Genomic DNA, 21,462 nt, shown 5'->3' with positions numbered 1-21,462 from the left:
GCATCTAAAAACAAAAGCTTCTGTCGGGTTCGACAGAAGCTTTTGTTATGAAAAATAATGTCCAGTAAAAATCCCGATTGCTAACAAAAATCCAAAAATCGTGTTGGTTTGGGCAGTTGCCTTCATGGCAGGTGCCATTTGAATCGGCAATGTGCCTTGAATAAATCCTCTAACTGATTTGTATGGTTTAGGCGTACTTAATAGCACAAGTAATGTCCAAATAGGAACTACACCTGCGAAGATCAGACCTAAAATCCATAGATAAGAAAAGGCAAACATACTGGCTAATAAATAGATGGCCTTCTTTTTCCCTAAAAGAATTGCTAATGTTTTACGACCAAATTCCTTATCTCCATCAAGGTCACGGATATTGTTTGATAACAGAATTCCACCTACGAGTACAAAACTTGGAACGGAAACTAGAATGCTGGTAGTGTCCACCGTACCTGTTTGAATAAAGAAGGAGATTAAAATGATCATCATCCCCATAAACAATCCGGCAAAGATTTCTCCAAAAGGTGTATAAGCGATTGGAAGCGGTCCACCCGTATATAAATAACCGACACCCATGCAAATTAAGCCAACTAATGCAAGCCACCAGCTGCTATTTGCACAAATGTAAACCCCTAATAATAAAGCAATACCATAAAAAATCAAAGCTAATTGCATAACTGTCTTTGGCTTAATCCCGTCACGAACAATAGTTCCACCTATCCCAACAGAATGTTCAGTATCCAATCCGCGCTTAAAGTCATAATATTCGTTAAACATATTGGTGGCTGCTTGAATTAGAAGACTTGCGATCAACATGGCTAAAAATAATCCGATATGAATTTTTCCATACTGAAGTGATAGAGCCGTACCAAGTAGGACAGGTACAAAAGCCGCTGTTAAGGTATGAGGGCGGGTCATTTGCCACCATACTTGAAAGCCTTTGTTTGGCTTTACCACAGGATTTGTACCAGGTTGTACATTTGGCTGCATCCAATTTCTCCTCCCTCTGTTCGCTTTTTCTTTCTATTATAAATAGTATATTTGTCGAGAATAATATCTTGTCCAAACACTAGTGTAGGAAATCCCTACAAGAGTGTCAACGAAATTTTACTTTCAAAACTAGAAGATAATCCCTTTACCATTATAAGTCTTTTATTACAGTAAGGTCGAATTTTGACATATAATAAGGATAGAAATCGGGAAGTGGTGACAAGGATAATTGACTTCTTTACAATGGGAGTAGTATGTTTAAATAGTCTATTATGAATGGATAGCAGTCATTTTGGCTGTTTTGGAGGGATTTGTTTGGTTACCATTCAGGAAACAGAAATAATCGAAAAAGGCCGTTTAGCGAAGAATAGAGCGGAAGAACTTGGTCGGCCAATTTTAATCAGTGAAGTTCATCAAATACAAAATATGAACCCATTATCTTTTTTTAATATTGGGAAAGAACTCTATCAAGGTGAGCGATTTTTCTGGAAAGACCCAAATGATGAGATTATTCTGGTAGGGATTGGCATTTCGAAGCAATTACAGACAAATGATGTTTCTGATCGTTTTGCTTATGTAGAACAAGAGTGGAAAACTTTTTTAAAAGATAGTATTGTCATAAATCCATTTTCAATAGAAGGAGTAGGTCCTGTTATATTTGGGGGATTTTCTTTTGATCCAATGAAGCCAAAAACACAGCTTTGGTCCAAATATATGGACTCTATGTTTTATTTACCAAAATTTTTACTTAGTATCATTAAAGGACAAGCCTATTTTACAACCAATATAGTATGTTCTCAATATGATGACGATTTTTTCTTTCAAAAAATGCTGGATGAACGGAATGAACTGTTGAGGTCGGTTCAATCAAGCAATAGCTTACTTCCGCCAATACTGCTTGAGACAAAAGAGATTATGTCGGAAGAATGGAAAAAATCTGTTGAGAAGGTTGTAAAGGAACTTTCGACTGGACCATTAAAAAAGGTTGTTCTGGCTCGTGAACTCCGACTAAAATTTGAAAATAAGGTGGAGCCTGAAATCGTGTTGGAGCGGTTAAATAGACAACAACATGAAAGCTTTATCTTTGCCTTTGAATCTGAAGGCGACTGTTTTATTGGTGCTTCTCCGGAAAGACTGGTTAAGAAAAATGAAAACGAAATTTTTTCTACTTGCTTGGCAGGCTCGATTTCACGCGGGGAAACAGAAGAAGCCGACAGGATCTTGGGTGAACAATTATTAAATGATCAAAAAAACTTAATTGAACATCAGTTTGTAGTAGATATGATTAAGGAAGCTTTGGAAGAATCATGTGAGGAAATCATTCTTCCAGATCGGCCAAGCCTTTTAAAAAATAGAGATATCCAACATTTATATACGCCTGTTATTGGGAAATGCACAAAAGAAGCCTCCCTATTGTTATTAGTAGAAAGGCTTCATCCTACTCCTGCTCTAGGTGGTCTACCAAAAAAAGAAGCTGTGGAAAAAATTAGGAAGGTAGAAAATCTCGACCGGGGATTTTACGCAGCACCACTTGGCTGGATGGACTATAAAGGAAACGGGGAATTTGCTGTGTGCATTCGTTCGGGACTGATTCAGGGTAAGGAAGCCTCTCTTTTTGCGGGGTGCGGCGTTGTCGCTGATTCTGATTCCGAAAGTGAGTATTTAGAAACAGGATTAAAGTTTAGACCGATGTTACGGGCGCTTGGGGGAAATTAAATATGAGTCATCAAGAATCATTAACAGCCTATCTTGCGGCATTTGTCGCAGAGTTAGTGCATTGCGGAATAACGGATATTGTTGTCAGTCCGGGATCAAGATCGACCCCGATGGCAATGGTAATGGCTGAACATCCTGATCTACAGGTACACATACATGTCGATGAGCGCTCAGCTGCCTTTTTTGCTCTGGGAATGGCAAAGGCATCCAATAGACCAGTAGCTCTTCTTTGTACTTCTGGAACAGCCGCTGCCAATTATTTTCCGGCAATTATTGAGGCGCGATATTCTAGGGTTCCTTTACTTGTGTTTACAGCGGACCGGCCTCATGAACTTCGAGAAGTTGGTGCTCCACAAGCGATTGATCAAATTCATCTATATGGCCAGCATGTTAAGTGGTTTGCTGAAATGGCACCACCGGAAAGAAGCAATGAAATGATTCGGTATGTACGGTCAGTTTGTGCCAGAGCAGTAGCCATCGCAGGACAGGCTCCCGCCGGACCAGTACATTTGAATTTCCCGTTCCGTGAGCCATTGATTCCTAGATTGGAAGACGATCTTTTTCAATTAACGGACCGTCCGAAAGGATATGTAAAGGTTCATCATGGTGAATCAATAATAAACGATGACCAAATTCGACAAATAGCCGAGAAAATCAATAGGAAAACAAAAGGTATCATCGTTTGTGGAAATATAGACGATGGATGCTTTGCTGAAGCTGTTACCAAACTTTCTGATATACTAAAGTTTCCAATATTGGCTGATCCATTATCCCAATTAAGAAGTGGTGGACATAATCTTGAGAATATCATCGATACTTACGATACTTTCCTACGGAATGAAGACGCTAAGAAGTTCCTAAAGCCCGATGTTATTTTGCGATTTGGGGCAATGCCTGTATCAAAAGCATTATCGATATTTTTAAAAGAGAATTTAGAATCTGACCAATATGTCATTGATGGAGGAAGCGGTTGGCGTGATCCTTTTGCCTTATCCACAGATATGATTTACAGCAGTGAAACGCTATTTTGTCAGCAACTATCGGCATTGGTAGAAGAAAAGACAAGTGACCATTATTTAAAACAATGGTTAGCAATTAACGAACTGACGAAAGAAAATATGTCTATTGTAAAAGATATTAACGAATTAAGTGAAGGTAAATTATTTTCACAACTAGTAGACCTGCTTCCGGAAGGTGCAACTCTCTTTGTAGGTAATAGTATGCCTATTCGTGACTTGGACAGTTTCTTTTTGAAAAATAAAAAATCAATAAAAGTGATGGCTAATAGAGGGGCCAATGGGATTGACGGAACGGTATCGACCGCTTTAGGGGCTGCTTTGTATTCGAAATCTCTTTATCTCATTTTAGGAGATTTAACATTTTTTCATGATATAAACGGATTATTTGCAGCAAAGAGACAGCAAATCGATATAAACATTATACTGATAAATAATAATGGTGGAGGAATTTTTTCATTCCTGCCCCAATCGGAACACCCAAAACATTTTGAACTCCTTTTTGGCACCCCGTTAGATCTTGAGTTTGAGTTTGCGGTTAAATTGTTTAACGGTCATTTTACAAAAATCAAAGATTGGGACCATTTAAAAAATGAAATGGAAAGGTCAAAGGATGCCACTGGAATCAATGTATATGAAATTTTGACAAGCAGGGACAGAAATCGGGACGAACATCGCAAGTTTTGGAATTCAGTTTCCCAGGAAATATCAAAATATGTCAAAGGTGAGCAAATGTGAATGTGTTGATAAATGATGTTCGTTATTATGTTGAAACAAAAGGCAACGGCTTCCCGCTTATGTTATTACACGGTTTCACTGGTAATTCCACTACATGGGCACCATTTTATGATGTATGGGGAAAGCATTCCCGACTTATCATTCCGGACATTATTGGCCATGGGAAAACAGATTCTCCAACTGATCCTGATCGCTATAAGATTGAAAAGGTAGCCCGTGATTTAGCGGCTATTCTTGATGAACTTCAAATCGTGCAAGTGGACATACTTGGTTATTCTATGGGAGGCCGATTGGCTCTTACTTTTGCTATCATGTTTCCAGGAAGGGTTCGCCGGTTAATTTTAGAAAGTGCTTCTCCAGGGCTAGCAACTGTGGCTGAGAGAGCCAATCGCCGAATGAAAGATGCGGAACTTGCAAATTTTATTATGGATCAAGGGATAAAGAGTTTTGTTGATTACTGGGAAGAAATTCCCCTTTTTGCATCATTGAAGCGTTTACCTATTGAAAAAAGGATAGATATTCGCCAACAGCGTCTGGGCAATTCACCAGTTGGGCTTGCGAATAGTCTACTAGGGATGGGAACAGGATCACAGCCTTCCTGGTGGGAGCATCTTGATCAGCTTAAGTGTGAAGTATTATTACTAACAGGTAAAGAGGATAAAAAGTTTTGCCAGATTGCACAAGCCATGCTGCCAAAGTTGAATAAGGCGAGTCTAATTGAGTTTGAAAACAGCGGCCATACAATTCATGTGGAGAATTGTGAAAAGTTTGGTAGAATAGTAAGTGACTTTGTCACGAAATGAAATGAAGGAGGTAATTATTTTGGCAGTTGAATGGATTTCTGAACGTGAATATGATGAAATTTTATATGAAACATATAATGGAATTGCAAAAATCACGATTAATCGCCCACATGTACATAACGCTTTCACACCAAAAACCGTTATGGAGTTAATTGATGCTTTCTCCTATGCGCGTGACGATTCAAACATCGGAGTTATCGTGTTAACAGGTGCTGGGGATAAGGCATTTTGTTCCGGTGGTGACCAAAAAGTCCGGGGCCATGGTGGTTATGTTGGGGAGGACCAAATTCCTCGTTTGAATGTTCTTGACCTTCAGCGTTTAATTCGAGTGATCCCTAAGCCGGTTGTCGCTATGGTTAAAGGGTATGCTATCGGCGGTGGCCATGTATTGCACGTTGTTTGTGATTTAACTATTGCAGCCGATAATGCTATCTTTGGACAAACAGGTCCAAAAGTAGGAAGTTTTGATGCTGGCTATGGTTCTGGCTATCTTGCAAGAATTATTGGCCATAAGAAAGCTCGCGAAATTTGGTACCTATGCCGTCAGTACAATGCTCAAGAAGCGCTTGAAATGGGCTTAGTTAATACGGTTGTTCCATTAGAAAAGGTAGAAGAAGAAACGATTAAGTGGTGTGAGGAAATGCTTGAGAAGAGCCCGACTGCCCTTCGTTTCATAAAGGCTGCAATGAATGCTGATACAGATGGCTTAGCAGGAATTCAACAATTTGCTGGAGATGCAACATTGCTTTATTATACAACTGATGAAGCAAAAGAAGGCCGCGACGCATTTAAAGAAAAACGCAAACCTAACTTTGGTCAATTCCCTCGTTTCCCTTGATGAAATAGAAGTTTATTTAGCAGCTTGATGGTCTCCATCAGGCTGTTTTTTGTAGAAGGACGGATTAGAAGGTGAAGAAAATGGAGAATTTTATGCCGAATTTTTTGAAAAAAAGGGCGTTTCTAACACCTGATCGGCCGGCAGTTTATTTTCAAAACGAAATGATAACATTTAAAGATCTTTATGAACGCTCTTATTCTGTCGCAGGACAAATGCAGGGAATGGGAATTCAAAAGAATGATTTTGCTGGAGTTTTATTAAAAAACCATCTCGACAGTGTGGTTGTTTTATTTGCTTTACAGTTGTTAGGGGCTCGAGCAGTTATTTTAAATAATCGTTTAACACCAAATGAAATGGTGTGGCAGCTGGAAGATTCAGGAGCAGCATTTGTCATCCTCGATGACTCCTTTACTGAAATAGAATCAGTTGTTAACGAACGACTCCATCATATAAAAACCACGACCATCAAAAAGTTGTTTGCAAGCGATTCCGTCACACCAGCGATTCAGGAGGAAATCAGCCTTGGAGATATTTGCACGATCATGTATACTTCCGGAACAACTGGTTATCCAAAAGGAGTCATGCAAACCTACGGAAACCATTGGTGGAGTGCAACAGGCTCTGCCCTAAATCTAGGAATGACTGATAGAGATTGTTGGCTTTGCTCGGTTCCACTTTTTCATATTAGCGGGTTCTCCATTTTAATGAGAGGGATTATTTATGGTATACCAATAGTCCTTCATGAACGATTTGATGTAGATAAAACCATTCAAACGATACAAGAAAAACGAGTAACGATCATGTCGGTTGTCAGTACGATGCTTACACAAATTGTCGATGCATTGGAAGAGCAACGTCTTCCGGGATATTTTCGCTGTATGCTGTTAGGTGGAGGCCCTGCACCACTACCACTACTCCAATCTTGTCAAAAAAAAGAAATTCCAGTATTTCAAACATACGGTATGACGGAGACTGCTTCTCAAATTGTTACGTTAGCTCCTGAATATTGTTTGACGAAACTTGGCTCGGCAGGTAAGCCGTTATTTCCATCGCAAATCAAAATTGTGCGAGAGGATGGGGCTGAGGCTCAAGCAGGCGAAGTGGGAGGAATTATTGTAAAGGGTCCAAATGTCACACCGGGGTATTTAAATCGTCCGAAAGCAACAAAAGAAACGATTCGCAATGGCTGGTTGAATACCGGAGATATTGGTTACCTTGATGAGGAAGGCTTTTTATATGTCTTGGATCGCCGTTCCGACTTAATTATTTCCGGTGGAGAAAATATCTATCCTGCTGAAGTGGAAGCAGTAATATTATCACATCCAGATATTATTGATGTTGGTGTAACAGGCATAGAGGATGCAAAGTGGGGACAAGTACCAGTGGCATTTCTTGTGAAAAAGGCAGATTCAGAATTATCAGTTGAAGAAATTGAAAATTACTGTTTGAAACAGTTAGCGAAATATAAAGTTCCTAAATATATATTTTTTACTGAGGAGCTTCCAAGAAACGCAGCAAAAAAATTACTTCGCAGAACACTTAAGGAATGGATTCATGAAGGAAGGTTCTGTACATGAACATCAAGATGGTAGAATTGTTTGTTATTCGGATGCCATTGAAGACTCCTTTTACTACCCATTTAGGTAATGTAACCGAGCGTGAAGGAATTATTGTGAAGGTGACAAATCAGGATGGATTATCCGGTTTTGGGGAAGGAGTAGCCTTCTCTTCACCGTGGTATACAGAAGAAACCGTTGCTACAAGTATGCATATGCTTAGCGACTTTTTGATTCCACTTTTGCAAAAACATCCGATTCAACATCCAAAAGAGGCCTATTCTCTTTTTCAATGTATTAGAAGAAATCAGATGGCAAAGGCAGCTATAGAAATAGCATTGTGGGATTTATACGCAAAAAGCAAGTCCCTCCCCCTTTCAAAATTACTTGGAGGTACCCGCGAGGAAATTGTTTCTGGAGTAGTTATTGCAACTGATTCTATGGAAAAAGCACTTAAGCAAATTGAAGAGTATCTTCAGGAAGGGTATAGGAGAATCAAGGTGAAAATAAATCCTCAAATGGATTATCCTTTATTGAAGGAAATCCGACGCCATTATCCTGACTTGCCAATCATGGCCGATGCCAACTCTGCTTACACATTAAAGGACATGGATCATCTTAAATCCTTAGATGAATTTAATTTGTTATTAATTGAACAGCCACTCGCTCATGACGACATCATTGAACATGCTCAATTACAAAAAGAATTGAAGACGCCAATATGTTTAGATGAAAGCATTACATCATTTGAAGATGCACAAAAAGCGATAAAATACGGAAGTTGCCGGTCAATTAATGTGAAGATTGGCCGGGTTGGCGGGCTTTACGAAGCAAAACGAATTCATGATTATTGCTATGAACGAGGAATCCCAGTATGGTGCGGAGGAATGATAGAGTTTGGCATTTCGCGGGCTCATAATATTGCCCTTGCCTCAATGCCAGGATTTACAATACCAGGTGATATTTCCGGTTCAAAAAGGTTTTGGGAGGAGGATATTATTTCTCCCGAGGTAATTGTGGTGAACGGGAAAATATCTGTTCCAAATGTGCCAGGAATTGGGTTTAGTTTAAATGAAAAAAGACTGCGCGAAACAATAATCGCCAAAAAACATTTTCCTTTTAGAAACTAAGGAGCCATCATTTTGATAATACATTTCAAATACTTTACCTACAAAAAAAACCAGGCCATAGTGAGCCTGGTTTTAATATTCATTTTAGACATTTGCAGGTTCAAATGTTTTACAATCTGTTTCCTGACTATTTTCAGCTGTCTTTCCTTTGTGGCTGACTACATAAATTCGGTCAGCGGCACATTTGTTCCCTTCTGCCCAATACGTACAGTTATTTACTTCACATAAAACATCTTGTGCCATGTCGTATCACTCCTTAAATTATCGTAATACAATCATAGCATTGGTAGATGGCGGGATTTGTATACCAGTTAATATAAGGGAAAAATCCAGAAACATGGGAAAACTACCTTTTTTATGAACCATTTAATGCTTGTTTTAATGTTTTAAGGTTTTTATTCATTAAAGTAAAATAATTTTCCTCATTTTTTATGTCATCTTTTGTTAATATTCCCAGATTGTGAATCGGTAAGGCACGGGCATCTATTTCTTTTTGGACGATCTTTCCAAGTTTGGATTGAACATTTTGTTCAAAAAGCATGTAATGGATGCCTTCTCGTTCAGCTAAAGAAATAATTTTTTCCAACTCCTTTTGGGTTGGTTCATTAGTAGTGGATAAACCGATAATGCTGATTTGTTCAAGTCCGTAGCGTGTTTCCCAATAACTAAATGCGGCATGTGTCACAATTATCTTTTTATGTTTGGCTTTAGAAATCGTATTTTCAAATTCTTGATTTAATTGATCGAGTTCAGAGACAAGCACCTCAAAATTTTTCTTGAATTCATCTTTTTTCTGCGGCATTTTTTTCACTAAGTGATCGTAGATCACCGCCGCTAATTCTTTAGAATAGACGGGGTCAAGCCATATATGTGGATTTACATTCCCGTGATGATGATGATCTTCTTCCTCTTCATGAGCATGGTTATCTGCAGGCAGATCCAAACCATCAGCTACTGGGACCATCGTAACATGTTCATTTTTTAAAGTCTTTTCGGCTTTTTCAGCAAATCCTTCTAGACCAAGACCGATATAAAAAAATAAATCTGAATCGGCAAGCTTTATCATATCTTTTTGTGTAGGTTCAAATGTATGCTCATCGGCACCAGGAGGATAAATGGTTTCAACAGTTACGTTTTTTCCGCCAATTTGCTCAGCGAAATATTGAAGAGGATAGACCGTTGTATAAATAGCTAGTTGCTCCTTCTTTTTTGGTGATGGGTCTTTCTCATTGGAACAAGCAGACAGAACAAGAACTATCGGTAATAGGAAAGTAAAAAGTATTTTTTTCATAATAACTCCTTTTTCTAAATCGTATTTATTACGATTTGTATTCGAAAAAAATTTAGCTAATACGTAACGATTCCGATTTCCTTATGTATCTTACAAAAATTTTGTTTCTAATGCAAGTAAAAAAATTGTTTCCCCTAATTGATCTTGTGTATTCTAAATAAAAGAAAAAATGAAAAAGGTGTGAGGAAACTTGAAAAGCCCATCATTACTTCAGGAGATACTTGAGTTTAATGATAAATTTGTTGAAAACCGAAATTATGAAAAATATGAGACCACAAAATATCCCAATAAAGAAATGGTTATTCTTACATGCATGGATACTCGACTTCTCGAATTATTGCCGAAAGCATTAAATCTTGGGAATGGTGATGCAAAGATTGTAAAAAACGCTGGGGCTCTTGTTGCCCATCCATTTGGAAGTATCATGCGAAGCATTTTAATTGCGGTATATCAATTACAGGCAAAAGAAATATTAGTTATTGCCCATCATGATTGTGGCATGTGTGGATTAAAAGCGGAACCTGTAATTGACAGCATGTTAGAACGAGGGATTCCCCAAGAAACTCTTGATACACTAAATTATTCAGGATTGGACATTAAAAACTGGCTACATGGATTTGATTGTGTACAAGATAGCGTAAAGCACAGTGTAAACACGATAAAAAATCATCCTCTTATGCCAGAGGGAATTCCTGTGCATGGATTGGTCATTGATCCGAAAACGGGGAAACTAGACCTTATTGTTGATGGGTATCAGAATTAACTTTTTTTCTTTTATCCCATGTATCCGGTACAGGATCTATGCCGCCTGGATGGAATGGGTGGCATTTTAATATTCGCTTAACGGTTAAGTATCCGCCTTTAAGCACTCCAAATCGCTTAATGGCTTCCAAACCATAATGTGAACAAGTGGGATAAAAGCGACATGTCGGTGGCTTGAGTGGTGATATGAAGGTTTGATAAAAACGAATCAGGATCATCAACATTTTTTTTAGCATGAAATCTTCTCCATTCAGTGGTTTTGATTTTATTAATTTGAACATACATGGTTTCATGTAAAATGGCAATGTTTTTAAGTTGATGAAAATACTCGGAATTTATAGTATGATGAAAAGGTAAGATTGAAAAAGGAGTGATACTTAATGCCTTCAGTTGAAAGTTTTGAATTGGATCATAACGCCGTAAAAGCACCCTATGTCCGCCATTGCGGTGTTCATAAGGTAGGAAGTGATGGCGTTGTTAATAAATATGATATTCGTTTTTGTCAGCCTAATAAACAGGCGATGAAACCTGATGCGATCCATACACTGGAACATTTGCTTGCATTCAATATTAGAAAGCATGCGGAGAAATATGAGCACTTTGATATCATTGATATTTCACCAATGGGATGTCAAACTGGTTATTATCTTGTAGTAAGTGGGGAACCGACAGTTGAAGAAATCATTGATCTTTTGGAAGACACAATGAAAGATGCGTTGGAAATTACTGAGGTTCCTGCTGCAAATGAAAGACAATGTGGTCAAGCCAAACTACATGATTTAGAAGGTGCCAAGCGATTAATGCGTTATTGGCTAGAACATAGCAAGGAAGACTTAAAGCAAGTCTTTGCATAATAGGGAAAAGGGGCTGTTCAGTAAATCATTGATTTGATTTCTGAAAGCCCCTTTTTTTATGATTTATTCTTTTCATCCTCTTCTTGGCTGATATAAGGATTATCATCAATTGGATCAACGGTATGTTTATAGGAATAGGCTTTTGAAGTGGTGATAACAGCCAATAATAGAACAATGATGACAATAATAATTGATACGACCATTACTGTATACACAATTTTTTCCCCCTTCCCTCTCATATTGTAACATGTTCTGTTATAAAAAAGGGAACTGATTCATTTCAGTTCCCCCTTTGATATGTATGAATTAATGAATATTTCTTGGATAATAGGTATTTCCACGCTGTTGGACATATTGTTCTTGGGCAAATTTCCCTTTTAGACTTTCGATTAAATATAGCCCCATTAAATCATATAACTCTTGTTTATCCATATCATGGATAAGAGCCAGCAAATCTTCATATGACATTTCTTCTAAAAAGGCAAAGGCCAGCATGTCAATGTCTTCCTCATCACCAGTAAGCTTGTTTCTGTACATTTCATATAACTCATCGACCAATTTCATACCAACACCTCCAATAATGTTTATTCGTTTATTTAGTCAATTCCCTTAATAGATGAAAATCATCCGCATTATCAAATTGACTGAAAAGTCTGTTATTTATTGTTAATAATTATATCGTATTCATTTCTAAAAAATGTATCGAAATTTGGTAGAGAATAAAATATTTCTTTTTTGTGGATTCTAACCATAAAAGGGGATGAAAAAATGGAGAATGGAAAGAAAACGTATTATATAGACGTTGGAACTGGAGAAATTTCACAAAGTGCCACTGCATCTACATGGAGTTTTAAAATTCAAGCGACTGATGAAGAAATTACCCAGCTGCGGGAATTATTTGATCAAAACTACTCAACCGAGTGGAAAAACTTTTTCCGAGCTCATGTTCCTTATGTACAATATCATTATGACCGCGAAAATGATGAGTATGACAGTAGAATTCAACAAATTTATAGCATGATTTACCGCCTTGGGGATCAAGAAGCAAAAAATCATATTGAAAGCATGAATATTTTGCCGAATACTGAATTAACTGAGTGAGGAAAATCTTAGCCACAAGATTTTCCTTTTTTCGTTATAATAAAAGTATGATTTGAAAAAAGGCGGGCAAAGTGATGATTCAATTCTTCGATGAAATAGGGAATAGAGTAGAGCTTTCTTTTTCTCGGAATGCATTTGGTGTGGAACCAAAACATGTTTTAGTTCTCTGTAAATTACAAGAGGACTGGGTTTTGACCAGACATAAAAAACGAGGGCTGGAATTTCCGGGCGGCAAGCGGGAAAAAGGAGAAACGCTGGAGGAAGCGGCAAGACGTGAAGTTTATGAGGAAATAGGCGCCGTACTTGGAGATGTAAGATATTTGGCGGAATACAAAGTGTCTGAAAGAGACGGGGATTTTGTAAAAGCAGTTTTTTTTGCAGAAGTCAAAATGCTTGAAAGGACAGAGAATTATCATGAAACCCTCGGACCACATTTGATCAAGGGAGACCTGTTACAATTGCGTTTTGGCAAGGATTTTAGCTTTATTATGAAGGATCAGGTAGTAGAGGAATGTATAAAATTTATTGAAAACATAATGGAATAGTAAAGATGAAACAATTTAAGGCGGGATATTTTTTCCCGCCTTTTTGACTAGTCAGATGTTAGAAATAATTGAGATCCCAAATAAACAGCCATACTCCAGATAATAAAAGCGGAAATTTGATTGATCCGTTTGAGCAGTTTTCCATTGGTATCAATTTGACCGATCTTTTTTCCGGTAATTGCTAAGCTAAAAAACCAAACCCAGGAAACGAGAATGCAGGCAATCGAAAAAATCCATTTTTTAATCCCTGAATAGACCAGAGAGCTGGCACCGATTACACCGATGGTATCCATAATCGCATGTGGATTGAATAGGGAAACAGATGCAGCAAATAAAATTTGTTTACTAGGGGTAAAGCTCTCTGGATGATTGTTAAATTCAGGTGTATTTTTCCACATCAGCCAACCCATATAGGCCAAGAAAAAAAATCCAACAATAAACATTAAAGTTCGCAACCATTCAATATGTAAGACCATAATGGAAACACCAGCTACTGCCATGGTGATCAAAAGCGTATCACAAATACCAGCTGTAATCACAGAAGGCAATGCGTGTGTAAATTTCTTTTGTGTTGCTCCTTGATTAAACACAAAAACATTTTGGACTCCTAAAGGCAAAATTAATCCGAAAGCAAGTATAATTCCATGAAGGAATGGTTCCATTATTATTCTCCCCCTGTTCTTTTATAGAAACGAATAATGATTTATATGTCTTTATCAAATTGGAATAAGACAGTTGATAGTTTATTGACAGTTAATTTCGAAAGAATTTGAAAACCAGTCAATTTTACATAAATCTTAACATTATTACAGAAAACAACAAGATCTAGTTTAACTAAGTTTTTAATGTCTTGATTAAAAACTTAACCTTATTAAGAAAATATTATTTTTTTATACTTGGGATATATGAAATTTGCGGGCTAACATAATCTTAAGATGTAAAATAAAAAGTGGAGTTGGTATTTGATATAAAAGAGTATAGCTCACTTATTTTATAGACAAAAAGAACAAGAGAGTAGGATAGTATCATAAAATTCTATAAAATCATCTAGAAAATACTACCAAAGTAACTATGAAATAATAGTCAGAATTGTTAAACTATTAATAGCATCATGGGTTAGCTTCAATTTAATCCTACTAGGAGGGAGTAAAAATGGAGCGAAAAGTAAGTTTAATTCCGTATCAAGTCATTGAACAAGTAGAAAAGGCCAATGAAGTTCCCAAAGGAGTAGAAATGATTCAGGCTCCAAAAATTTGGGAGAAAACAAAAGGAAGAGGAATAACAGTTGCCATCTTGGATACAGGATGTGATATGTTCCATCCCGACTTAAAAGATCAAATTGTGGGCGGAAGAAATTTTACAGACGATGATAACGGGAACCCTGATGTCTTTCAGGATTACAATGGCCATGGTACCCATGTTGCTGGAACAATTGCTGCAAAGCAAAACGATAATGGTGTTGTTGGTGTAGCCCCTGAAGCAAAATTGCTTATTATTAAGGTGCTGAATAAAAAGGGGACTGGCCAATATGAATGGATCATAAATGGAATTCATTATGCCATCGAACAAAAAGTGGATATCATTTCTATGTCCCTTGGCGGTCCAGTAGATGTTCCTGAACTACATGAAGCCATTCAAAAAGCTGTTCAAAACAATATTCTAGTCGTCTGTGCAGCAGGGAATGAAGGGGATGGCAATGATTCAACAGATGAATTTGCTTATCCGGGTTCTTATAATGAAGTGATTAGCGTAGGTGCCATTGATTTAGAAAGAAACTCTTCGTGGTTTACTAATTCCAATAATGAAGTAGACGTAGTGGCTCCAGGAGAGAAAATTTTATCCACTTACTTAGATGGTAAATATGCTACTTTAAGTGGTACTTCGATGTCGACACCTCATGTGTCCGGAGCATTAGCATTGATAAAAGTACTAGCGAATGCAAGTTTTGAACGAGATCTTTCAGAGTCTGAACTTTATGCCCAATTAATAAAAAGAACGGTACCATTAGGAAATTCACCAAAACTAGAAGGAAATGGATTAATTTATCTAACAGTAACAGATTACTTGTCAGAAATCTTTAATCAGCAATTAAATCTAGAAAAAGTGAATATATAACAATGAAATATTAGTTCAAGTTTTAGAACAAAGAGGGTGTCCCCCAAGATATGATTAATAGGGGGCCCTTTTTATTTACTTTGAACATTGCCTGTTGCTATCCGTTTTAGAAGTTTGGTTGCCCTCTTTTATGATCAGTTATCATAATTCATCTTGGTCTGGAAAAAACTTAATTAACTGAAAATAGGAGTAGTTATTGACTATGAATTTAATTATTGATACTATTTTTTCTATTAATTTATTAACTATTTTCCTTGTATATGTTCAAGAATATGGCTTGAACGTCTCTACCGGGCTGCCGTAAATAGCCTGTCTACAAGGGGCAATGATTAGTGTTATAAGACTTTTTATTGGCCTTTGCAGAATAATCCTCCGGCAGTCAACCGGGGGATTTTTTCATTTTAATTGATTCGGAGGGCACATCATGAAAAACTTCTTTCAATTTTCCGAACGAAACACAACATGGAAACAGGAAAGTATAGCAGGAATAACAACTTTTCTTTCAATGGCTTATATTCTCGTTGTAAACCCGGTTATCTTAAGTCAAACTGGGATGGATAAAGGTGCATTATTCACAGCAACTGCTTTATCTGCCATTATTGGCTCTCTCCTTATTGGGTTGTTGGCAAATTATCCGATTGGAATTGCTCCAAGTATGGGAATTAATGCATTCTTTACTTTTACTGTCTGTATCGGTATGAAAATACCGTGGGAAACGGCATTGGCTGGAGTTTTTATTGCTGGTGTATTATTCATGATACTAAGCTTATTAAAAATTCGGGAAAAGATTATTAATGTCATTCCCAAAGATTTAAAACATGCCATTGCAGGAGGAATTGGCTTTTTCGTTGCCTTCATTGGTTTAAAAAATGCTGGGATTGTAACTTCAGATGAATCTACATTTGTGGCTATTGGCAATCTAAAATCTGCACCAACATTACTAGCCATTGTTGGATTTATCATAACCATTATTCTATTAAATAAAGGAATAAGAGGCGGCATTTTTTACGGGATGGTGCTGTCAACCATGATTGGAATGGCATTTGGTATTATTAATACACCAGAAGCAATTATTGGAAAAATACCGAGCTTAGAACCTACTTTTGGTGTGGTTTTTGAGAACTTGGATGATATTTTTTCTCCAAAAATGTTGGCTGTTATTTTTACCTTTTTGTTTGTTGCCTTTTTTGATACAGCGGGTGCACTTATTGCCATTGCTAGTCAGGCAGGCTTAATGAAGAATAATGAAATTCCTAACGCAGGAAAAGCACTCCTAGCTGATTCAATGTCTACTGTATTTGGAGCTATTTTAGGTACATCTACCACTGCATCCATGGTGGAATCCTCTTCTGGAATTGCTGTTGGTGGTCGGACAGGCTTTACTTCTATTGTCATTTCGGTTTGCTTTATAATTTCTTTATTTTTCTCGCCGGTTCTGTCTATTGTCACTCCTGAGGTGACAGCTCCAGCTCTTATTATTGTAGGTGCTATGATGGCAACTGAAATTAGCAGGATACAATGGAGCAATTTAGCTATTGTTATACCAAGCTTTATTACGATTATTATGATGCCTTTGACTTTTAGTGTTGCTACAGGGATTGCACTTGGTTTCATTCTTTATCCAATAAGTATGATGGCAATGAAGAAAACTAGGGAAATCCACCCAATCATGTATGTTTTATGTATCACATTTATCGGATATTTTATTTATGTTTTTTAACGTAACCATCATTTGCTTTCAAAAATTCATCACTTGTTGAAAGTAAGGTCTACCTAAAAAAGAGGACAATCTGTAGATACACAGAGTTGTCCTCTTTTTTGAATAAATAATACTAATGAAGGGATTCTAATACAGGAATCCCTTTTCTTTTAATATTTTATGATATTAAGAATAGATGTTAACTTGCATGAAAAGGATAATATATGAATTGAATGAAATGATAAAAATAAGGATCGTTGCTATAGCAAGATCCTTATTTTTATGAAGAAATCATGTAACGGAGGAATACATACGGTCGTTTATATTATCGTCAACAGTTTGAAAGAGAAAGAAGGTGTTAGTACTTATGCCTGATAGGAAGAAGGATGGAAAAAAGGAATCTATTGAGGAAATATGTTATGGGACATGGAAATCCATTTACCAATACATCTATTATAAAGTACAAAACAGAGAGGAAGCAGAAGATATAACCCAAGAAACATATGTTAAAGCGATTTCCTATTTGCAAAATGGGAGTGTGAATCCGGATAAATATATTGGCTTCTTAAAAACAGTTGCGTTAAATGTCATGCGTGATTTATGGCGCAAGAAAAAACGAAGGGGCCCTGTAGTGGATATTGACACATATATTCCAAAAGAAAATGCGGTGGAAGATCATTCAGAGAATAGCACCGATCGTTTAATGATCGAACATGCCTTAACCCAGCTTAATGAGGAACAACGGACGGTGATCGAACTACGGATTCTTAAAGGATTTTCTGTAGCGGAAACTGCTGGTCTAATGAATAAAAAAGAAGGGACCATCCGTGTTATACAGCATCGGGCATTAAAGAATCTTGCCAATATCTTAAAATCTAATAATTTAATGGGAGGGACAACAGATGAATCCACATGAAAAAATAGTATCAGATTTTATTGACCAATTAAATAAAGAAAAGAAACCAAAAGAAGATGAATATACCACGGATTCCGATGAATTAAAAGAGCTTTTTCAAACAGTTAAACTGGTTAAAAGCCTTAAAGAACCTGCCATGCCTGGAGAGGACTTTCCAGTAAAATTAGTCAAAGCTGTTGAAGAACAAGTATCACGCAAGCAAACGGTTAAAACTAGAAAATGGGCATGGATGGCAAGTATAGTCGGAATTGCAGCTATGTTCGCTCTCATGATAAATATCCTTTTTACACCAGGAAGCTCCAATATTGTTAAAGCCATGGAAGAGGCCTATCAAATGATTAACGCTTATCACGGGACGATAGAAATAGTTGAAACTAATGAAGATGGTGAATCTGTTACACAAGCGAAATTGGAAGTATGGGCAAATAAAGATGGAAACTATTATATAAAAGGAATACAAGGACCTAATAAGGATTATATTACGGTTAATAATGGAGAAAAGAAATGGCAGCTACAACCTGACAAAAAGCAAGTTCAGATTTTTCCAACCTTCCCAGATAACTATAGCTTTATTTTTGACTTAGGAAATGAAGTAAATGATGTAAAAAATGCTTTGTCGGTTAAAGAGATAGGGGAAGAAAAAATTGTAGGTAGAAAGACTACTGTACTAGAAGTAACGCCTAAGGGCGGATCATCTTATCATTTATGGATTGATCAAGAAACAAAGCTTCCGTTGAAAAAACAATCTGCTATGCAGCATGCCATTCAATATACAGTAACGTATACAAAAATTGATTTCAGCAACAGTATTCCTAATGAGCTATTATCTTATCAAGTTCCCCGTGACTATGCGGTAATTGACAACAACCCTGAGCAGGTTGTAAATAACTTGGAAGAGGTTCAAAAAACTGCTGGTTTTACACCAACGTCACCAAAAACTATTCCAGATGGTTATATCCAGGAACGAATTGCGGTCCTTCCTGAACAAAAAATAGTAAAAATGTTTTATAGTACAAAAGATCGTTCTAAAAAGGTCATGATTGTCCAAGGAAAATCAACCGGTAAGTTTAAACCAGTTCCCAATGCTACATTAGGAAAAATTAATAAACATCCAGTTGAAATTCAAGCTCCTTTCTATGAGGAAGCAGGATTGCTTGGTGGTGGTATTCCTTATTCAGGAACAACCAAAATCAATTCACTCCGTTGGCAACAAGATGGTTTAGAATATGTAGTTGTAGGTCAAGCGTCACTAGAGGATTTGACTGTATTTGTAGAAAATGTTGTCGATGGCCAATTGGAAATGCCGTCTCAAAATGAACAATCTTCCTTTAAACCGAAAGTAGAAGTTCCTTATGACCTATCAGTGGAGGAAAACGATCAAAAAAATGCGGATGCTGGAAGCTCACCATGGAAACTTGACCCATTATTTACTACACAGGTTTTTGTAAGTTTAAAAATGTCTCCTGAAGGCATTACTGGTGAATATCCTGTTTCCATAGAGGATCTTAAGCTTATCCAGAACACTGGAAAAACAGCGGTTGTAGAAGTAACAGGGGATCAATCACCTATTAAAAGGGTTTATTTAAAGCGGCTTATCAGACAAGATGCTACTGGGATTTGGACTGTTGTAGGTTATGATCCTATGGAATAAGATGGATAAATAAAATACTTTGAATAGTGTTGTTACAGTAAAAGCTGGTTACTCTTAATCAATGAGAGCCAGCTTTTTTTAAGAGGAAAATTCATAATATTTCTAAAAAGTGGATTTATTGTGTACAATCCTAGGTGAGGAGTGTGGTTAATTATGAAGGCAATGGTAATAAAAAAATTTGGAGATCCATCGGTTTTTGAAATTGCTGAAATACCAAAACCAAAAGTCATTCCAGGGCATGTTTTGATCCAAGTTAAAGCAACCAGTGTTAATCCAATTGATACAAAGGTACGGAGTGGAGTGGTGTCAGCCGTTGCACCAGCCTTTCCGGCGGTTTTACACGGTGATGTAGCTGGAGTTGTTATTGAAGTCGGAGAAGGGGTAACAAATATTAAGGTTGGAGATGAAGTATATGGTTGCGCCGGTGGTTTTAAAGAAACTGGAGGGGCACTGGCAGAATATATGCTTGCTGATGCACGGCTCATTTCACATAAACCAAAAAATTTGACGATGGCACAAGCAGCGGCACTTCCTCTAGTGACCATTACTGCATGGGAATCGCTCTATAACCGTGCCAATCTTCAATCCGGTCAAACTGTCCTTGTTCATGCAGCGACTGGCGGAGTAGGTCATGTGGCTATTCAGTTGGCAAAGTTGGCAGGTGCAAGGGTATTCACTACGGCTTCCTCTTCAGAAAAAGCAAGTATTGGCAAGCGTTTGGGTGCAGATGTGGTGATTAATTATCGAGAACAGTCGGTGGAAGAATATTTAAAGAAATACACAAATGGAAATGGGTTCGAAATCGTGTTTGATACAGTGGGCGGTGAAAATCTTGACCGTTCTTTCCAGGCGGCGGCTCCATTTGGAACAGTATTAGGTATTGCGGCACGCTCAACGCATGATTTATCTCCACTCCATGCAAAAGCACTAACCTTACATATTACATTCATGCTGTTAAAAATATTAAATAAAGATTTAAGGCAGGAATATGGTGAAATATTACAAAAAGTAACAAAGCTTGTAGAGGAAGGAAAGCTATATCCACTCGTTCATGAAAAAACATTTACATTTGATCAAGTCAGCGAAGCACATTCTTTATTGGAATCTAACAAGGCTATTGGAAAAATTGTCCTAACAAATGAATGGTAATATTTACTTTTGTGAAAAAGAACCCACTATTTTTAGTGGGATCTTCCTGTATGCTCCGAATAATGATGATGTAGTTTTGATAGAAAAATCAGACATTACAAACAATATTGAATGTGTACATAGGCAGTAAAAGGATTTTCAGGGAAATTTCCAGAATGTAATAAAGGGAAAATCATCTTTAGGAGGTATAAATATGGCTGTAACGCAAGGAATATTACAATGGACTTTGATTTCGGAATGTCCTGTTCCAAATGATGTAAACGAACTACTAGTAGAGGGTGAGGTCGCGATTGCTGCCTATAAAACGTTTCGGGACAGCGCGATTTTTACAAATAAAAGGTTAATTGTTAGAGACGCACAGGGGCTAACAGGGAAAAAGGTTGAGATTTATTCTTTGCCATATTCATCCATTTACATGTGGTCGACTGAAAACGCGGGAAGTTTATTTGATGTGAACGCAGAGGTTGAATTATGGACAAAAGCTGGTCATATTAAAGTAAATTTAAAGAAAGGCATCGATATTCGTAAATTTGACAAACTTATTGCAGAGGCTATTTTATAAAGAAAAACAAAGCATCCGTTTTTGGAAAACTTCGGA

At 37.2% G+C, this 21,462-nt stretch carries 23 protein-coding genes and 1 riboswitch; of the genes, 16 read left to right on the top strand and 7 right to left on the bottom strand.

Annotated elements, in window-relative coordinates; genetic code table 11:
* Positions 1–45 precede the first annotated feature (45 nt).
* Positions 46–984, bottom strand: a complete 939-nt coding sequence (locus G4Z05_RS07215) for a 1,4-dihydroxy-2-naphthoate polyprenyltransferase (protein ID WP_163251201.1) — start codon at positions 982–984, stop codon at positions 46–48.
* 315 nt (positions 985–1,299) lie between these two features.
* Here G4Z05_RS07215 and G4Z05_RS07210 point away from each other — a divergent pair, with 315 nt between their 5' ends.
* The 6 genes from G4Z05_RS07210 to menC all read left to right on the top strand — a co-directional run bounded on the left by G4Z05_RS07210 (position 1,300) and on the right by menC (position 8,781).
* Complete coding sequence (locus tag G4Z05_RS07210) at positions 1,300–2,700, top strand: isochorismate synthase (protein ID WP_240465337.1); 1,401 nt, start codon at positions 1,300–1,302, stop codon at positions 2,698–2,700.
* Between the two features lie 2 nt (positions 2,701–2,702).
* Positions 2,703–4,454 (top strand): 2-succinyl-5-enolpyruvyl-6-hydroxy-3-cyclohexene-1-carboxylic-acid synthase, encoded by a 1,752-nt coding sequence (gene menD / locus G4Z05_RS07205; protein WP_163251199.1) that lies wholly within the window; start codon positions 2,703–2,705, stop codon positions 4,452–4,454.
* On the top strand, positions 4,451–5,257 hold the full coding sequence (menH, locus tag G4Z05_RS07200; RefSeq protein ID WP_163251198.1) for a 2-succinyl-6-hydroxy-2,4-cyclohexadiene-1-carboxylate synthase: 807 nt from the start codon (positions 4,451–4,453) through the stop codon (positions 5,255–5,257). Before menD ends, menH begins: the two co-directional genes overlap by 4 nt.
* Position 5,258: 1 nt before the next feature.
* Positions 5,259–6,095, top strand: a complete 837-nt coding sequence (gene menB / locus G4Z05_RS07195; RefSeq protein ID WP_163251210.1) for a 1,4-dihydroxy-2-naphthoyl-CoA synthase — start codon at positions 5,259–5,261, stop codon at positions 6,093–6,095.
* Between the two features lie 80 nt (positions 6,096–6,175).
* Complete coding sequence (locus G4Z05_RS07190) at positions 6,176–7,672, top strand: o-succinylbenzoate--CoA ligase (protein ID WP_163251197.1); 1,497 nt, start codon at positions 6,176–6,178, stop codon at positions 7,670–7,672.
* A complete protein-coding gene (gene menC / locus G4Z05_RS07185; protein WP_163251196.1) occupies positions 7,669–8,781 on the top strand; it encodes an o-succinylbenzoate synthase in 1,113 nt (370 codons plus the stop codon). The genes G4Z05_RS07190 and menC overlap by 4 nt, the downstream gene beginning before the upstream one ends.
* An 84-nt stretch (positions 8,782–8,865) precedes the next feature.
* Here menC and G4Z05_RS07180 read toward each other — a convergent pair whose 3' ends face one another.
* Both G4Z05_RS07180 and G4Z05_RS07175 read right to left on the bottom strand, forming a co-directional pair.
* Positions 8,866–9,024: a DUF1540 domain-containing protein gene (locus tag G4Z05_RS07180; protein ID WP_163251195.1), complete on the bottom strand. Its 159-nt coding sequence runs from the start codon at positions 9,022–9,024 to the stop codon at positions 8,866–8,868.
* Between the two features lie 112 nt (positions 9,025–9,136).
* Positions 9,137–10,072 carry a metal ABC transporter solute-binding protein, Zn/Mn family gene (locus tag G4Z05_RS07175; protein ID WP_163251194.1) on the bottom strand — a complete coding sequence of 312 codons (936 nt, stop codon included), beginning with the start codon at positions 10,070–10,072 and terminating at the stop codon, positions 9,137–9,139.
* A 190-nt stretch (positions 10,073–10,262) separates the two neighbouring features.
* Here G4Z05_RS07175 and G4Z05_RS07170 point away from each other — a divergent pair, with 190 nt between their 5' ends.
* Entirely contained in the window at positions 10,263–10,835 is a 573-nt protein-coding gene (locus G4Z05_RS07170) for a beta-class carbonic anhydrase (protein WP_240465336.1), read from the top strand.
* Here the strand turns inward: G4Z05_RS07170 and yidD are convergent.
* Positions 10,810–11,070: a membrane protein insertion efficiency factor YidD gene (yidD, locus tag G4Z05_RS07165; RefSeq protein WP_163251193.1), complete on the bottom strand. Its 261-nt coding sequence runs from the start codon at positions 11,068–11,070 to the stop codon at positions 10,810–10,812. The two genes, G4Z05_RS07170 and yidD, sit on opposite strands and share 26 nt — an antisense overlap.
* Before the next feature lie 144 nt (positions 11,071–11,214).
* On the opposite strand from yidD, the gene G4Z05_RS07160 reads away from it, so the two are divergent.
* Positions 11,215–11,688 (top strand): S-ribosylhomocysteine lyase, encoded by a 474-nt coding sequence (locus G4Z05_RS07160; protein ID WP_163251192.1) that lies wholly within the window; start codon positions 11,215–11,217, stop codon positions 11,686–11,688.
* A 56-nt stretch (positions 11,689–11,744) separates the two neighbouring features.
* On the opposite strand, the gene ytzI is transcribed toward G4Z05_RS07160, so the two are convergent.
* Positions 11,745–11,903 (bottom strand): YtzI protein, encoded by a 159-nt coding sequence (ytzI, locus tag G4Z05_RS07155; RefSeq protein WP_163251191.1) that lies wholly within the window; start codon positions 11,901–11,903, stop codon positions 11,745–11,747.
* Positions 11,904–11,994: 91 nt separating this feature from the next.
* A complete protein-coding gene (locus G4Z05_RS07150; protein ID WP_163251190.1) occupies positions 11,995–12,252 on the bottom strand; it encodes a DUF6154 family protein in 258 nt (85 codons plus the stop codon).
* A 204-nt stretch (positions 12,253–12,456) separates the two neighbouring features.
* Between G4Z05_RS07150 and G4Z05_RS07145 the strand changes: the two genes are divergently transcribed.
* Both G4Z05_RS07145 and ytkD read left to right on the top strand, forming a co-directional pair.
* Positions 12,457–12,789 (top strand): hydrolase, encoded by a 333-nt coding sequence (locus tag G4Z05_RS07145; protein ID WP_163251189.1) that lies wholly within the window; start codon positions 12,457–12,459, stop codon positions 12,787–12,789.
* Between the two features lie 74 nt (positions 12,790–12,863).
* Entirely contained in the window at positions 12,864–13,334 is a 471-nt protein-coding gene (gene ytkD, locus G4Z05_RS07140) for an RNA deprotection pyrophosphohydrolase (protein WP_163251188.1), read from the top strand.
* A gap of 47 nt (positions 13,335–13,381) precedes the next feature.
* Here the strand turns inward: ytkD and G4Z05_RS07135 are convergent, their stop codons facing one another.
* Positions 13,382–13,996: a LysE/ArgO family amino acid transporter gene (locus tag G4Z05_RS07135; protein ID WP_163251187.1), complete on the bottom strand. Its 615-nt coding sequence runs from the start codon at positions 13,994–13,996 to the stop codon at positions 13,382–13,384.
* Between the two features lie 490 nt (positions 13,997–14,486).
* Here G4Z05_RS07135 and G4Z05_RS07130 point away from each other — a divergent pair, with 490 nt between their 5' ends.
* The 6 genes from G4Z05_RS07130 (at position 14,487) to G4Z05_RS07105 (ending at position 21,426) form a co-directional block, all read left to right on the top strand.
* Complete coding sequence (locus tag G4Z05_RS07130; protein ID WP_163251186.1) at positions 14,487–15,449, top strand: S8 family peptidase; 963 nt, start codon at positions 14,487–14,489, stop codon at positions 15,447–15,449.
* 234 nt (positions 15,450–15,683) lie between these two features.
* A riboswitch (purine riboswitch) is annotated at positions 15,684–15,785 on the top strand.
* An 88-nt stretch (positions 15,786–15,873) separates the two neighbouring features.
* Positions 15,874–17,169: an NCS2 family permease gene (locus G4Z05_RS07125; protein ID WP_163251185.1), complete on the top strand. Its 1,296-nt coding sequence runs from the start codon at positions 15,874–15,876 to the stop codon at positions 17,167–17,169.
* 346 nt (positions 17,170–17,515) lie between these two features.
* A complete protein-coding gene (locus tag G4Z05_RS07120; protein WP_163251184.1) occupies positions 17,516–18,064 on the top strand; it encodes an RNA polymerase sigma factor in 549 nt (182 codons plus the stop codon).
* Positions 18,051–19,715, top strand: a complete 1,665-nt coding sequence (locus G4Z05_RS07115) for a LolA family protein (RefSeq protein ID WP_163251183.1) — start codon at positions 18,051–18,053, stop codon at positions 19,713–19,715. The genes G4Z05_RS07120 and G4Z05_RS07115 overlap by 14 nt, the downstream gene beginning before the upstream one ends.
* A gap of 153 nt (positions 19,716–19,868) precedes the next feature.
* Positions 19,869–20,864: a zinc-dependent alcohol dehydrogenase family protein gene (locus G4Z05_RS07110; protein ID WP_163251182.1), complete on the top strand. Its 996-nt coding sequence runs from the start codon at positions 19,869–19,871 to the stop codon at positions 20,862–20,864.
* 193 nt (positions 20,865–21,057) lie between these two features.
* Positions 21,058–21,426 (top strand): PH domain-containing protein, encoded by a 369-nt coding sequence (locus G4Z05_RS07105; protein ID WP_163251181.1) that lies wholly within the window; start codon positions 21,058–21,060, stop codon positions 21,424–21,426.
* Positions 21,427–21,462 lie beyond the last annotated feature (36 nt).

Source organism: Neobacillus thermocopriae (assembly GCF_010975035.1).
Lineage (GTDB): Bacteria > Bacillota > Bacilli > Bacillales > Cytobacillaceae > Neobacillus > Neobacillus thermocopriae.
This window is presented reverse-complemented; position numbering and strand designations above follow the sequence as displayed.